General features: G+C 63.8%; 13 protein-coding genes. 8 read left to right on the forward strand and 5 right to left on the reverse strand.

All coding sequences use genetic code 11. From position 1 onward, the window contains the following. Nucleotides 1–9: 9 nt before the first annotated feature. The 5 genes from AC4CS3_RS04005 to AC4CS3_RS04025 all read left to right on the forward strand — a co-directional run bounded on the left by AC4CS3_RS04005 (nucleotide 10) and on the right by AC4CS3_RS04025 (nucleotide 4,043). Nucleotides 10–234 carry a hypothetical protein gene (locus AC4CS3_RS04005; RefSeq protein WP_236816379.1) on the forward strand — a complete coding sequence of 75 codons (225 nt, stop codon included), beginning with the start codon at nucleotides 10–12 and terminating at the stop codon, nucleotides 232–234. A gap of 358 nt (nucleotides 235–592) precedes the next feature. Beyond that, nucleotides 593–1,072, forward strand: coding sequence for a hypothetical protein (locus AC4CS3_RS04010; RefSeq protein ID WP_490782302.1), 480 nt, complete (start codon nucleotides 593–595; stop codon nucleotides 1,070–1,072). A gap of 88 nt (nucleotides 1,073–1,160) precedes the next feature. Then, complete coding sequence (locus AC4CS3_RS04015; RefSeq protein WP_490782303.1) at nucleotides 1,161–2,000, forward strand: COG1470 family protein; 840 nt, start codon at nucleotides 1,161–1,163, stop codon at nucleotides 1,998–2,000. Nucleotides 2,001–2,016: 16 nt separating this feature from the next. After that, nucleotides 2,017–2,526: a hypothetical protein gene (locus AC4CS3_RS04020; RefSeq protein ID WP_490782304.1), complete on the forward strand. Its 510-nt coding sequence runs from the start codon at nucleotides 2,017–2,019 to the stop codon at nucleotides 2,524–2,526. Next, nucleotides 2,523–4,043, forward strand: coding sequence for an OmpL47-type beta-barrel domain-containing protein (locus tag AC4CS3_RS04025; protein ID WP_490782305.1), 1,521 nt, complete (start codon nucleotides 2,523–2,525; stop codon nucleotides 4,041–4,043). The genes AC4CS3_RS04020 and AC4CS3_RS04025 overlap by 4 nt, the downstream gene beginning before the upstream one ends. A 9-nt stretch (nucleotides 4,044–4,052) precedes the next feature. Here AC4CS3_RS04025 and AC4CS3_RS04030 read toward each other — a convergent pair whose 3' ends face one another. Together AC4CS3_RS04030 and mfd are read right to left on the reverse strand one after the other, a co-directional pair. Next, nucleotides 4,053–4,859, reverse strand: coding sequence for a metal-dependent hydrolase (locus AC4CS3_RS04030; protein WP_490782306.1), 807 nt, complete (start codon nucleotides 4,857–4,859; stop codon nucleotides 4,053–4,055). Nucleotides 4,860–4,862: 3 nt separating this feature from the next. After that, nucleotides 4,863–8,591 carry a transcription-repair coupling factor gene (gene mfd / locus AC4CS3_RS04035; protein ID WP_490782307.1) on the reverse strand — a complete coding sequence of 1,243 codons (3,729 nt, stop codon included), beginning with the start codon at nucleotides 8,589–8,591 and terminating at the stop codon, nucleotides 4,863–4,865. Nucleotides 8,592–8,750: 159 nt separating this feature from the next. Here mfd and AC4CS3_RS04040 point away from each other — a divergent pair, with 159 nt between their 5' ends. From AC4CS3_RS04040 to nhaA, 3 genes are all read left to right on the forward strand, one after another. Further along, on the forward strand, nucleotides 8,751–9,248 hold the full coding sequence (locus AC4CS3_RS04040; RefSeq protein WP_345449620.1) for a DUF2505 domain-containing protein: 498 nt from the start codon (nucleotides 8,751–8,753) through the stop codon (nucleotides 9,246–9,248). A gap of 1 nt (nucleotide 9,249) precedes the next feature. Further along, nucleotides 9,250–9,471 (forward strand): SCO4848 family membrane protein, encoded by a 222-nt coding sequence (locus AC4CS3_RS04045; protein WP_490782308.1) that lies wholly within the window; start codon nucleotides 9,250–9,252, stop codon nucleotides 9,469–9,471. A 190-nt stretch (nucleotides 9,472–9,661) separates the two neighbouring features. After that, nucleotides 9,662–10,969 carry a Na+/H+ antiporter NhaA gene (nhaA, locus tag AC4CS3_RS04050; RefSeq protein WP_490782309.1) on the forward strand — a complete coding sequence of 436 codons (1,308 nt, stop codon included), beginning with the start codon at nucleotides 9,662–9,664 and terminating at the stop codon, nucleotides 10,967–10,969. A 385-nt stretch (nucleotides 10,970–11,354) separates the two neighbouring features. Here nhaA and AC4CS3_RS04055 read toward each other — a convergent pair whose 3' ends face one another. The 3 genes from AC4CS3_RS04055 to AC4CS3_RS04065 all read right to left on the reverse strand — a co-directional run bounded on the left by AC4CS3_RS04055 (nucleotide 11,355) and on the right by AC4CS3_RS04065 (nucleotide 13,419). After that, nucleotides 11,355–11,492 carry a hypothetical protein gene (locus tag AC4CS3_RS04055; protein ID WP_441412254.1) on the reverse strand — a complete coding sequence of 46 codons (138 nt, stop codon included), beginning with the start codon at nucleotides 11,490–11,492 and terminating at the stop codon, nucleotides 11,355–11,357. A 68-nt stretch (nucleotides 11,493–11,560) separates the two neighbouring features. Continuing rightward, nucleotides 11,561–12,088 (reverse strand): Fe-S cluster assembly sulfur transfer protein SufU, encoded by a 528-nt coding sequence (gene sufU / locus AC4CS3_RS04060; RefSeq protein ID WP_490782310.1) that lies wholly within the window; start codon nucleotides 12,086–12,088, stop codon nucleotides 11,561–11,563. After that, on the reverse strand, nucleotides 12,085–13,419 hold the full coding sequence (locus tag AC4CS3_RS04065) for a SufS family cysteine desulfurase (RefSeq protein WP_490782311.1): 1,335 nt from the start codon (nucleotides 13,417–13,419) through the stop codon (nucleotides 12,085–12,087). The genes sufU and AC4CS3_RS04065 overlap by 4 nt, the downstream gene beginning before the upstream one ends. Nucleotides 13,420–13,440 lie beyond the last annotated feature (21 nt).

Below are 13,440 nucleotides of genomic sequence, written 5' to 3' on the forward strand. Positions count from 1 at the left end.
GAGGAAAGCATGTCCCAGAACGCCAGCCAGCCCATCGAAAAAGAAAACCCTATGGGCCAGAGCATTCTGCTCTTTGTATTCAGCATGGTCCTGTTCCTCGGTGCCATCTACTCCTTGACTTTCCTGACGCTGGAGAACACCTGGCCGATGGCCATTTGCCTGGTCCTCTTTGGCCTTGCCTTCTGGATCCCGCAGACCATTCTCGGCCGCTCCAACTCGGCTGGCGAAAGCTAAGAAAACAACCGCAAAAACTGTGGCCCCGGACTTTCCAGTCCGGGGCCACAGCAGTTTAAATGCGACTCCACCACTTCTGACCTCTTTTGAACGCGGACGACGGTGACACGCCCCAAAATAGGGTGTGTCGCCGTCGTTGTTTCAGCAAAGAAGGTCAGAAGTGGTGATCGAAACCAAGTAGTACCACTCGCTTTTGACTGCGAAAGACGGGTAACACCACTCGTTGTTAGTTAAAGACCGCCCATGCAAGCATTTGGTCATCGATTGAATGGGCAATCGAAGCAAGGGTTGGAATATTCGAATTCATTGCCGCTGTCGCCTGTTCTGGGGAACACCAATTCAAAAAGGAGTCTCACTCATGCGCAAATTGAGCAAAAAGGGAAAAGTCTACGCGGCCGCAGCAACAATCGCCCTCGTAGCAGCAAGCGGCGGAGCAGCCTACGCCTACTGGACCAACACCGGCAGCGGTGTCGGTTCCGGAGCATCAGGGACAAACACGACCATCACAGCCAATCAGACTAGCGTTGTCACCGGTCTGGAGCCGGGCGGCGGAGCTCAGACCCTGAGCGGCAATTTCACCAACACGAACTCGAGCCCGGTTTACGTCGCGGATGTGACGGCGAGCATCGCGAGCGTGACCAACGGCGGATTGGCTGCCGTCGGCTGCGACGCGACCGACTTCACCCTCGCCAACGCGACAATGACCGTCGGCCACGAAGTAGCCAGCGGCACGAATGTGGACAGCTGGCACGGTGCGACGATCGCGTTCAACGACAAGACCACCAACCAGGACGCTTGCAAAAACGTCACCGTCAACTTCGCCTACGCCAGCCACTAGCCATCCAGCTGGTGGGCCCATCGCGGGCCCACCAGCTTGTGCTGTCCGATCGCAGTAGAAACCACACAGAACCCTAGAGGAGGCCCAGGTGCCGAGCATTCCGGAGTTATTCCACTCGCCGCTTCGCATCGTCCGAGCGGGAGCCAAAGTGCTTCTGGCAGGCCTCCTTTTGGTGACTCTCACATCGGGCGTCGTGCTCGCCGCCAACAGCAATGGAAACCAAAACACCTCAAAAGCCATCACGCTGCAGCTTGCCCCAAGCAGCAGATCCGTCACCCAGGGAACGTCGGCGAGCTACAACGTCGTGGTCCAGCCCTCGGGCGGTTTTGTCGGCAACGTCTCACTGACAATCTCGGGTCTACCGGCGGGCGCCACAGCATCGTTTTCGCCTGCAGTGGTCACCGCCGGGCCAGGATCGGCCTCAGCGAACCTCGACGTGTTCACTACGTCCGCCTCACCCCTTGGTACGTACTCCCTGAGCCTCAAGGGCAGCAGCGGGACGCTACAGTCCGCCGTCGTCGTCGTATCTTTGACAGTGACCGCCGGCCAGCACTTGCCGTTCACCATCTCAGGCGGCCCCACAGGCTTGCTGGCACCGGGCAGCGCTGTACCGATTAATCTTCAATTGACGAATCCGGGCAATTCCAGCCTCAATGTCACGGGCCTTACCGTTTCCGTCACGGGAGTCACCCGGACCGCCCAGGCCGTGGCCAACAACCGGCCGTGCAGTCCTGCGGACTACACAGTGACCCAATTCAGCGGCAGTTATCCGATCTCTGCCCCGCCCGGCAATTCCTCGCTCTCCGGGAGCGGAATTCCGGCAGCTCGGTGGCCACAGATAAGAATGCTGGACACTTCGCTGAACCAAGACGGTTGCAAAGGCGCAACCCTCCAGCTTTCCTACTCCGGAACGGGACAGGGCAATTGAAATGCGGGCAACTGACATGAAAGCGAAAAGGTGGATGAAGACCGGCTCCTTGGCGGCAGCCAAAGCAGCCGCGACGGCTGCCGTTCTCAGCCTGGTGCTGGGTGTCGGATCGGCCTACGCCTATTGGTCCACGATCGGGATCGGCAGCGGCTCGGCCGCCAGCGCCACCATGCAGACTGTCATCGTGGACGCCTTCGTAGCAGGTGACAGTCCCTCAACCACACTCGTTCCCGGCAGTAGCGCCGACGTGATCGTCCGGGCAAGCAATCCGAATGCCTTCGCGGTGCAGGTGTACAGTTTCACCGCGAACGGAGCCGTTACTGCGGATGCATCCCACCCGCTGTGCACCACCACGGGCGTCACGTTCAACGCTCCTGCCGCGCCTCTCACTCCAACGGTGTCGATACCAGCGAACACTTCCGTTCTGATCACCCTGCCCGCCGCAGCATCGATGTCGACGGCTTCACAATCCAGCTGCCAGGGCTCCGTATTCCACCTTCCAGTGACGATGGCGGTCCGCAAATGAACAAGCCCCAGCACTCTGCAGGCCGCGGGTACAGGCATGCGCTTCGCCGTCGCATGACCTGGACGCTATTGGCAGTCCTGTTCATTTCCTGGGGCGGCCCGGCGGCCAACGCCTTCTGGCAATCGCTGAGCAGCAGCAATTTCGGCGCCGCCAAAGCCGACAGCATGCCGCAAGGCGGCACTCCCGCTGCGTCATTGAGCGGCGCCAATGTCACGGTCAGCTGGGCGGCCGCCACCACAGCGGGCGGACGCGCAGTGGCGGGCTACACCGTGGCCCGATACTCGTCTGCCTCCGGAGGTACCGGTATTGCCGCTGGAGGAGGCTGCGCTGGAACGGTGTCCGGCCTCAGCTGCATCGAACAGAACCTGCCCGCAGGGACCTGGTACTACACAGTCACACCAGCCATCTCTTTGTGGACGGGTGCCGAAAGCGCGCGGAGCGCAGGCGTCAATACTGATTCGACTCCGCCCACCATCAGTGTGACCTCCGTTTCCCCGGCGCCGAATGCCGCAGGCTTCAACCGCAGCAGTACGGTCACCGTCAATCTCGCCGCCGTGGACAATACAGGCGGTTCCGGCGTCGCGAACATCAAGTACGCTGTCGACGGCGGCACCACTGTGACGGTCAACGCGGCCACAGCCGCGGTGAATGTGAGCGGCGGCGACGGCACTCACACAGTGTCCTACTTCGCGACGGACGTCGCCGGGAACGCCAGCACACGGCAGACCCAAACCGTCAAGATCGATACCGTTGTGCCCGTCGTCGGAGTCACCTCAATCTCGCCATCGCCAAACTCCCGGGGCGATTACACCACCAGCCCGGTGACAGTGAACCTCGGTGCCACGGACGTCGGCGGTTCAGGCGTAGCATCCATCACCTACCAGGTGGACACCGGCACCCAAGTCACGGTCGCCGGCGCAACCGCCTCCGTGAGCGTCACAGGGGAGGCAGCCCACAATATTTACTACTCCGCTACCGATGCGGCCGGCAACTCCAGTGGCACCCAAACGCAGGCCATAGCCATCGACCTTCCGCCGACGGTCAGCTCCGTCACTATGGCCAACGGCGGCGCCGCCACAAAGAAAGCCGACGCGGGAGACACGCTCACCATCGTCTTTTCGACAGACATGGACCCACACACTCTGTGCAGCGGCTGGAACTCCACGTCCGCCATCCAGAGCGTAAACGGGACCGTCAGCATCAGCCTCGGCCAAGTCTTGACGTTCGCCAGCACGGGCGCTACAACCTGCACACCGCCGTCATTCGGCAGCGTGGCCCTCGTCGGCGGCTACAACGCAAGCACTACGTCGCCCCTGATCTTCACAGTGTCCACCATGGCCTGGACCCAGTCCACCGGGACACTCGTCATAACTCTCGGCCAGCCTGATGCGGCTAACGTCCCGGGAGGGAACATCCAACCGAAAATGCCGACCTACACCCCGCCTGCAGGCGCCGCGGACAAAGGAGGCAATCTGATGACCGGCACCTTCACAGCCGGCTCCCCCTCGAGGTTCTGAGATCCACCGTCAACCGCCCAAGCCCAGCATGAGGGCCTGGACGGTTGGCCACTGGTTCCGGAGCAATGCCCACGCCGCCAGGCCAAGTCCAACCATGGCGTAGCCGCCCACGGGAATCAGGACCAGCCATTCCCGCCGCGAACCGGCCTTGCCAAGCAAGGGGATGGAGAAGGCGCCGTTGGACCGCCAGATCCCGCTGACGAGGGGCAGCTTGCGCCAGAACTTCGGGGGCTTGATGACGATGGGCCACAGCAGCGGCACTCCACCGGTGGTGATCATGTCGCCGACAATGTGGATCCCGACGCCGGTGAGCATGGACAGGGGCAGCCAGCTCCACTGATGCGGGGCGAACCACGTGACCAGCCCGGCCATGGTAAGAGCGAACACCCAGTTGGCGATCCACCCGGTATTCGGGAACAGCTTGAGTGCTTTGGCGGCCAGGTTGATCATGAACATGCACAACAGTCCGGCCCCCACGGACAAACGGCCCACGGGAGTATCCAGCTGGAACTGGGCGGCCATGGCGGCGAGGACCACGAAGGCCGAGGCCCCCAACAGCGAATGGGTTCCCTGCCGGTGCCCTCCGCTGGCCTTCTCGATCCCGACGGCGATCACGTTGGACAGCGGCGGTAGGGAGTGGGCGATGGTGCTTGAGCGGTGGTCCCAATCGCATACCAAAGCAGTTCCCGCCGTCGTCATCGCTCCGATGAGGATTCCTGTGGCGTCCAGCGGGTACCAGCCCAAGGCGTACGGGCCGGTTGAAGCGATAGCTATCCACGCCGCGGCCCCGGACGCGGCGTGGTGTCCTCCCATCATCGCTTAGCCTGCGGTCTGCGAAGCGCTGGACGTCGGCGAAGCCGAGAAGAAGATAGCTTCGATCACCGTGTTGGCCCACTCGAGGATCTCGGCGTCCTGGAGGTCGCGGCCGCCGATCCTCGCCGTCTTGGGCTTGGGGAGCAGCACGGCGTCGAGGGCCGGCTTGATCTGCGAGCCGGGGTACATGCGGTTGAGCCGCATGACTTTCGATTCGGGCAGCTGGGCGGGCGAGAAACGGATGAAGTTGCCTTGGAGCGCGACGTCGGACAGCCCGGCCTCGCGGGCACCCACCCTGAAGCGCGCGACGGCGATCAAGTTCTTCGCGGGCAGCGGCGGCTCGCCGTAACGGTCCACGAGTTCAGCCAGCACTTCGTCGATCGCCTCGTTGGTGATGGCCCCGGCAAGCTTCCTGTAGGCCTCGAGGCGCAGGCGTTCGCCGGGCACGTAGTCGTGCGGCAAGTGGGCGTTGACGGGCAGCTCGATCTTCATGTCGGCGGCCTTCTCTTCGGCCTCGCCACGGTATTCGGCCACGGCTTCGCCGACCAGCCGGATGTACAGATCGAAGCCGACCCCTTGGATGTGCCCGGACTGCTCCCCGCCCAGCAGGTTGCCGGCACCACGGATTTCGAGGTCCTTCATGGCCAACTGCATGCCCGCGCCAAGCTCGTTGTGGGCCGCGACGGCCTTGAGCCGTTCGAGAGCCACTTCGCCCAGGGGTTTCTCGGAGGGGTACAGGAAGTAGGCGTAGGCGCGTTCGCGGCCACGGCCCACGCGGCCACGCAGTTGGTGAAGCTGGGAGAGGCCGTACTTGTCCGCGCCGTCCACGATCAGGGTGTTGGCATTGGAAATATCCAGGCCGGTCTCAATGATGGTGGTGCAGACCAGGACGTCAAAGCGCTTCTCCCAGAAGTCCACGATGATCTTTTCCAGGCGACTCTCGGACATCTGTCCATGGGCCACTTCGACGCGGGCCTCGGGGACAAGTTCCCGGATCTGGGCGGCGATGCGCTCAATCGAGGACACACGGTTGTGAACGAAGAACACTTGGCCTTCGCGCATGAGTTCACGCCGGATCGCCGCGGACGTCTGCTTGTTGGTGAACGGCCCGACATACGTCAGCACCGGGTGCCGCTCCTCCGGCGGTGTGGCCAGCGTTGATGTTTCGCGGATACCCGTGAGGGACATTTCCAAGGTACGCGGGATGGGGGTGGCGCTCATGGCGAGGACGTCCACGTTGGTGCGCATCTTCTTGAGCGCTTCCTTGTGCTCCACGCCGAAGCGCTGCTCCTCATCGACGATCACCAGGCCGAGATCCTTGAACTTGAAGTCCTTGGACAGCAGGCGGTGCGTGCCAATGACCACATCCACGGAGCCGTTCTCGACTCCCTCTATGGTCTCCTTGGCTTCCTTCGCACCTTGGAACCGGGACAGCGGCTTGACGCGCAACGGGAACCCGGAGAAGCGCTCGGTGAACGTCTCATAATGCTGCTGGGCGAGCAGCGTGGTGGGAACCAGCACCGCAACCTGCTTGCCGTCCTGTACCGCCTTGAACGCCGCCCGGACCGCGATCTCGGTCTTTCCGTAGCCGACGTCGCCCGAGACCAGGCGGTCCATGGGGATCTCGCGTTCCATGTCGGCCTTGACCTCGTTGATGGTGGTGAGCTGGTCCGGCGTCTCCACATACGGGAAGGCTTCCTCCAGCTCCCGCTGCCACGGCGTGTCCGGAGCGAAGGCATGCCCGCGCGAGGCCATGCGGGCCGAGTACAGCCTGATGAGCTCACCCGCGATTTCCTTGACTGCCTTGCGGGCCTTGGACTTAGTGCTCGCCCAGTCCGCCCCGCCCATCTTGCTCAACGACGGCGTATCGCCACCGACGTAGCGGGTCACCTGGTCGAGCTGGTCCGTCGGGACGAAGAGCCGGTCTCCGGGGGCACCGCGCTTGGACGCCGCGTACTCAAGCACGAGGTACTCGCGAAGACCCGCGTCTCCCCCGGACGGACCGGCAGAGGAGCCAGCCACTTTGCGCTGGATCAGCTCCACGAACTTCCCGATTCCATGCTGTTCATGGACCACGAAGTCGCCGGCGTGCAGCTGGAGGGGGTCGACGGCGTTGCGCCGCTTGGAGGGCATGCGCCGCATGTCCTTCGTGGACCCGGCCGAGGTGCGGCCCAGGAGGTCGGCTTCCGTGAGGAGCCCCAGTTTGAGGCCGTCCAGGACAAAACCGCGTCCGACGGCGGCGGTGGTCACCTCGATGATTCCGGCTTGGGGTTCGTGGGCCAGGGATTCGACGCGGGAGCACGGGATGTCGGCATCGTGGAACAACTCGGCGAGACGCTGGGCAGGCCCAGGGCCATCCGTCGCCACCACAATGCGCCATTGGTCCCGCACGTGGGAACCGATGAATTCGAGCATCTCCGCGACGTCGCCCTGGTAGCCGCGCGGTTCACGGGCGTGCAGGTTCAGGACGTCGATGTCGAGGACCAGTTCTTCGTCCGTGGCCAAGGAGGTGATGGACCACCAGGAAACACCGTGGGCCAGCGCCGCGTGCCGGGTGTCCGTCAAGGACTGGAAGCTGGCCGCATGCAACGCTGAAGCGGCTTGGGAGCCCAACACCGAGTCGAGATCGAGGGGCGCCGACCCGCCGTCGGACGCCGTGGACCAGGCCGCTTCGAGGAACTCTTCGTTGGTGGCCGCGAGGTCATGCGCGCGGGTGCGGACCTTCTCCGGTTCGATGACCACCCCGATGGAACCTGCCGGCAGCTGGTCCACAAAAGGCACCATCGCGTCCACCAAAACCGGAGCCAGGGACTCCATGCCCTCGACGGCGATGCCGCCCGCGATCTTTTCCAGCATGTCGGCGGCGGCCGGCATCTCGGCCTTGAGCTTGGCGGCCCGGGACATGACCGACGGCGTGATGAGGATTTCCCGGCAAGGCGGGGCGTGCAATTCGCTCGGGTGGTGCACGCTCGGTCCGGAGAGCGAACGCTGGTCTGCCACGGCGAACCAGCGCATCTGGTCCACCTCGTCGCCGAAGAATTCCACCCTGATCGGGTGGTCTTCGGTGGGTGGAAAAACGTCCAAAATACCGCCCCTGACGGCGAATTCACCACGGTGGGTAACCATGTCCACGCGCGAATAGGCAGCGTCGGCAAGGCGGCGTACCACGTCGGTGAAGGGCATTTCCTGCCCCACCTTCAACGTCACCGGAACCAGTTCTCCGAGTCCCTCTACCACTGGCTGGACCACTGCGCGAACCGGCGCCACGACCACCCGCAGGGGACCCGCCGTCGAGCTCTCCGGGTGGGCCAGACGGCGCAAAACCGCGAGCCTGCGGCCCACCGTATCCGAGCGCGGGGAGAGCCGTTCGTGCGGCAGGGTTTCCCAGCTGGGGAAGGCCGCCACCGAGTCCGCGGGGAGATAGGCAGCCAAGGCCGCGGTAAGGTCCTCGGCTTCTCGACCCGTGGCCGTCACGGCCAACACCACAGCGCTGGCTTCAAGATCCTGGGAGGCGAGTCCGTCGGCCATTTCCGCGAGCAGCGCCGCCCTCAAGCCTGCCGGGGCGCTGATCTGGTAATCGGAGCTGCGTTCGGCGAAGGCCCGCGAGGCCTCGGGCCTGACCCGGGCGAAGGTCCGGTCCTCACCCAGGGCCCGTCGCAATCCATCAAGGGATGCGACAGTGCTGGCGGGGCTGATTCCGGAGTTGACCGCTGACGGTTGGCCTTTGGGGCTCATGGATGGCACTCCTCGGAAGAGGGAAGTCGGATGGGGAAAGGCAGCACGAAAACCCGAAATTCTCTCGAATCCCGGGGCGTTCCTAGCCTACCCCGACCACACCGTAGGATGTTTGGGAGCCGCAAGAGCTTTCAACCGAGATATTAACGGAGGACCCCCATGGCCCTGAACGCATCCACCACCCTGCCCTACGGCGTCGACCGCGTAGCCGCCACTTTCATCGACGAAGACTTCCTGCGCCACACGAGCGAGTACGTCGGCGGCACGTTGGAATCATTCCAGATCGACGGCGACACCTCCGGCGCCTTCACGACCATCACGGTCCGCACCCTGCCCACCACGCGCCTCCCGGAGATCGCCCGCAAGTTCGTGGGCGAGAAGCTCACCGTCACCCAGACCGAGAAGTGGGACGCCCCGACGGCCGATGGTTCCCGGACCAGCAACATCTCCCTGAAGATCTCCGGCGCCCCGCTGGATGTCACGGCAGCGCAGCGCCTGGTGGCCGACGGCGGCAACACCCGCGTCGAGCTCGAAGGTGCCGTCACGTCGTCGGTTCCGTTCCTTGGCGGCAAGATCGCCGACGCAGCCGAACCGATGGTGGGCAAGGCCTTGAACATCCAGTCCCAGCAGGCCCAGGCCTGGCTCGAAAGCCACTAGCGTGCAGCTGGCAGCCGGGCTGTCGATTGTGCTGATCGTCGCGGGTGCGTGGTCCCTCATCGTGTGGCCGCAGTTCCTGCGCCGCGTCATGGCAGACTCGCGTGCCCGCGACGCCAACGGGAAAGCCACGAAGTTCCTCACGGTCCACGTCGCGTTGGTCACCATCTCGATGGTGCTCGGACTCGCGACGGCGGTCATCGGGATCGCGGCGCTGCTCACCTAACGCCCCTTCCGGTGCCCAACTGTCCCCACCGCCACCCTCGCCTCGCAAGTCCCCACCGGCTCATAACGACTGTGAGGATTGAGGGGGCCGCGGCCGGGTGCGTGCCCCCTTCCGCTAAAATGGAATACAGGTGCGCCGGGAAGTCTGGTCGGCAACAGTTTTGTCGACCCGCAACTCCCCAAGGAGCCACATGGCGAACCGCCCGGACCCCGCCGCCCCTTCGAAGGTTTTCAGCCGCTCCAGCTTCCCGGAGTACCAACGGATCCTGGCTATTCTCCGCACTGAAACCGTTGGTGGCGCGCTTTTGCTTGCCGCCACGGTGGCCGCGCTCGTCTGGGCAAACTCACCCCTTGCCAACGGCTACTTCGCGCTGCGCGAAGTCAAGATCGGCTACGCTCCCTGGCATCTGGAATTGAGCTTGGGCCACTGGGCCTCGGACGGGCTCTTGGCCTTTTTCTTCTTCATCGCGGGGCTGGAGCTCAAGCGTGAATTCGTGGCCGGGGAACTGCGGAAGCCCGCAAAAGCGATCGTCCCGGTTGCGGCGGCGGTGGGCGGCGTGGTCCTTCCCGCGCTCATCTACGTGGTCGTCAACTTCGGCTCGGGCGCGGAAACACTCAAGGGTTGGGCCATCCCTACGGCCACTGACATCGCCTTCGCTTTGGCCGTCCTGGCGGTCATCAACACCCATTTGCCTGCGGCGTTGCGGACCTTCCTGCTGACACTTGCAGTGGTGGATGACTTGATAGCCATCGGCATCATCGCGTTCTTCTATTCGAGCGGCCTCGAGCCCCTCATGCTGCTGGCCGCCGTCGTGCCGCTGGCCCTCTTTGCCTTCCTGGTCCAGAAGCGTGTCCGTAGCTGGTACCTCCTCCTCCCCCTGGCCGCAGCCACCTGGGCCTTCGTCCATGCTTCAGGCATCCATGCCACCGTCGCCGGGGTCCTGCTCGGTTTCGCCGTGCCCGTCGTGGCCTCAGGCAAGAAGGGCGAGCCTGCGGCCGGGCTCGCCGAAAGCTTCGAACACCGCTTACGTCCCTTCTCCGCCGGCTTTGCCGTACCCGTTTTCGCGTTCTTCTCCGCCGGCGTGGCTTTGGGCGGCGCCGAGGGACTGGGAGCTGCCCTGCGCGATCCGGTAGCTGTAGGGATCATCTTGGCCCTCGTCGTGGGTAAGACGGCAGGAGTCTTCGGCACCACATTCCTCATCACCAAGACCACACGCGCACGGCTGGATGACGGCCTGGCCTGGATCGACGTCGCAGGGCTGGCCATGCTGGCGGGGGTCGGCTTCACCGTCTCCCTCCTGATCGCCGAGCTGGGGTTCGGTTCCGGTTCACCGCACGATGACCACGCGAAAGTGGCCATCCTCGCAGGTTCGCTCGCGGCGGCAGTGCTTGCCGCCGTCGTGCTCAAGGCCCGCAACCGGCACTACCGCAACGTAGCGCGGGAGGAAGAAAGGGACGACGACGGCGACGGCGTGCCTGACGTTTTTACCCGCGCCTGACGTGGCGGGGCCGCATACGAGTAGCCCGCATTTTAATGCGAGTAATGCCGCTTTCAATTGGGGTGGTTGGCACGCTGTTTGGGCGGTATCGGCAGGAATACCTTGCTGCTATGGACGCGAATAGTATGGAACGAGTGTGGCATGGGGCCCACAGGAAAACCCAAGAGAAGAACTGGTCATTGTTCTTTGTTTGGGCAATTCTCGGTCTCATGACGATTTCGGTGCTCATCGCAGCGGTACCCAAATGATGCGGTGACTAGGCCAACGGTACAAAAAAGCTCGGACCGGTTATTGCGGGTCCGAGCTTTTCTTTGCCGTACGGTTTTCCAAGCTATAAATAGTCAGGCGTGAACGCCGCAGCATGCTGCGTTGGAGCATTCGCCCCTTACTGCATCAGTCCCGCGACGGCGGCAAGAATTGTCGCGGCGACGAGGGCGAGCAACAATCCCACAACAACGAATTCCGCCCGGCGGACCCGATGCTGGCTCTGGCGCCATTCGCGCCTGCTCTCCAAGGTAATCATGCTTCGAGGCTAAGTCCGGACCACTGCCCGGAATAGAGTGGACGGTACTCGACCTCGAACCACCCGCATTAGAGAGCCTGGGACACCCCTTGGCTCGCCTCGGCCTGGCGCAGCGCGTCCTCCGCAGCAACCCACGCGAGCATGGCGCACTTTACCCGGGCAGGATATTTGGCAACGCCGGCCAGCGCGGCAGCGTCTTGGAGCAGTTCCTCATCCGCTTCCAGCTTGCCGCGCGAACGCATCAATTCCCGGAAGTGATCGATCGTGTGGCGAAGGGCCCCCGGGGACATGCCCGGTGCCATTTCACTGAGTATGGACGCCGACGCCATCGAAATGGCGCAGCCGTCACCGTCCCAATGGATTTCCGTGACGGCCTGTCCGTCTCCGGCGGTGCCGAGACTCAGCCGGAGGGTGATTTCGTCACCGCAAATGGGATTGAGCTGGTGGCTCTGTCCCGAGTAGCTCTGTTCTGTGCCGCTCTGTCCCGTGGCGGGGGCACCCGTTCCGGCGGCCGGAAGCTTGGAAAGGTCTCCGCCGCTTCGGGCCTTGGAATGCTCGAGGATCAGCTGCTGGTACAGGGAATCTAGGCCGCTCATGATGCGGCTCCGGCAGCCGTTACCCCGAAGTAAGCCCTGACCTGGGCAACGGCCTCCACCAGCAGGTCGACTTCGTCGGATGTGGTGTAGAGGTAGGTACTGGCCCGCGTGGAGGCGCTCAGGCCCAGCCTCCGGTGCAAGGGCTGGGCACAATGGTGGCCCACGCGGACAGCGATGCCCAGGTTGTCGAGGTACTGCCCGACGTCGTGAGCGTGCACTCCGGCGACATCGAACGCGGCAAGACCGGTCCGTTCTTCCCCCGGCCCGGGGCCCAGCACACGCACCCCATCGATGGCGCTGAGGCCCGTAACAAGCCGTTGGCCGAGCTCCGCCTCACGAAGGGCGATCCGCTGCATTCCCGTTTCGCTAAGGTAGTTCGCCGCGGCAGCGAGGGCCACAGCCTGCGAAATAGGCTGGGTTCCGGCCTCGAAACGCTGGGGGGCAGGCAGGTATTGGGCTTCCTCCATGGTCACGGTGGTGATCATGGAACCGCCGGTCAAGAACGGGGGCATGGCATTGAGCAGTTCGCTGCGGCCATAGACCGCGCCGATTCCCGTGGGCCCCAGCATTTTGTGGCCGGAGAACACGGCGAAGTCCACGTCCAGGGCCTTGAAGTCCAAAGGGAGGTGTGGGGCGGACTGGCAGGCGTCAAGGACCACCAACGCGCCTACTTGCCGTGCCATTCCGACCAACACGTCAACGGGGTTGATATTCCCGAGCACGTTTGAAGTGTGGGTGAAGGCCAGGATCCTGGTGCGCGAGGTCATGAGGCGTGCTGCTTCCTCGAGGCGCAGCGCACCGGTGCCGTCGAGGGGAATGTACTTGAGGCTTGCTCCGGTCCGCCGGCACAGTTCCTGCCACGGGATCAGGTTGGCGTGGTGTTCCATTTCGGTGACAAGCACTTCGTCGCCCGGCTTGAGGGCAAAGCGCCCGGCTTCCCCGCCCACCCGGCCCACGTTGGCGTTCGAAAACGAATAGGCCAGCAGGTTCAGCCCTGCGGTGGCGTTGGCGGTCCAGATCAACTCATCGTCCTGCACGCCCACAAAACGGGCCACGGTGGCACGCGCTTCTTCGAAGGCGTCCGTGGCCTCTACCGCAAGGTGGTGCGCGCCGCGATGGACGGCTGAGTTCCGCTGTTCATAGAATTCCTGCTCAGCCTCAAGCACGCTCCGGGGGTTCTGCGAAGTTGCGCCCGAATCCAGGTAGACCAGCGGTTTGCCATTGATTTCCTGCCCAAGAACGGGGAAGTCGTTGCGGATGCGGCGGACTTCATCGTCATCAAGTGCGGAAACCTGGGCATCTCCCCACGCGGGGGTGGAAACCATCGTCAAAACCGGTGCTCCTCGTTAGGA

This window comes from Arthrobacter sp. SE2 (genome assembly GCF_058244265.1).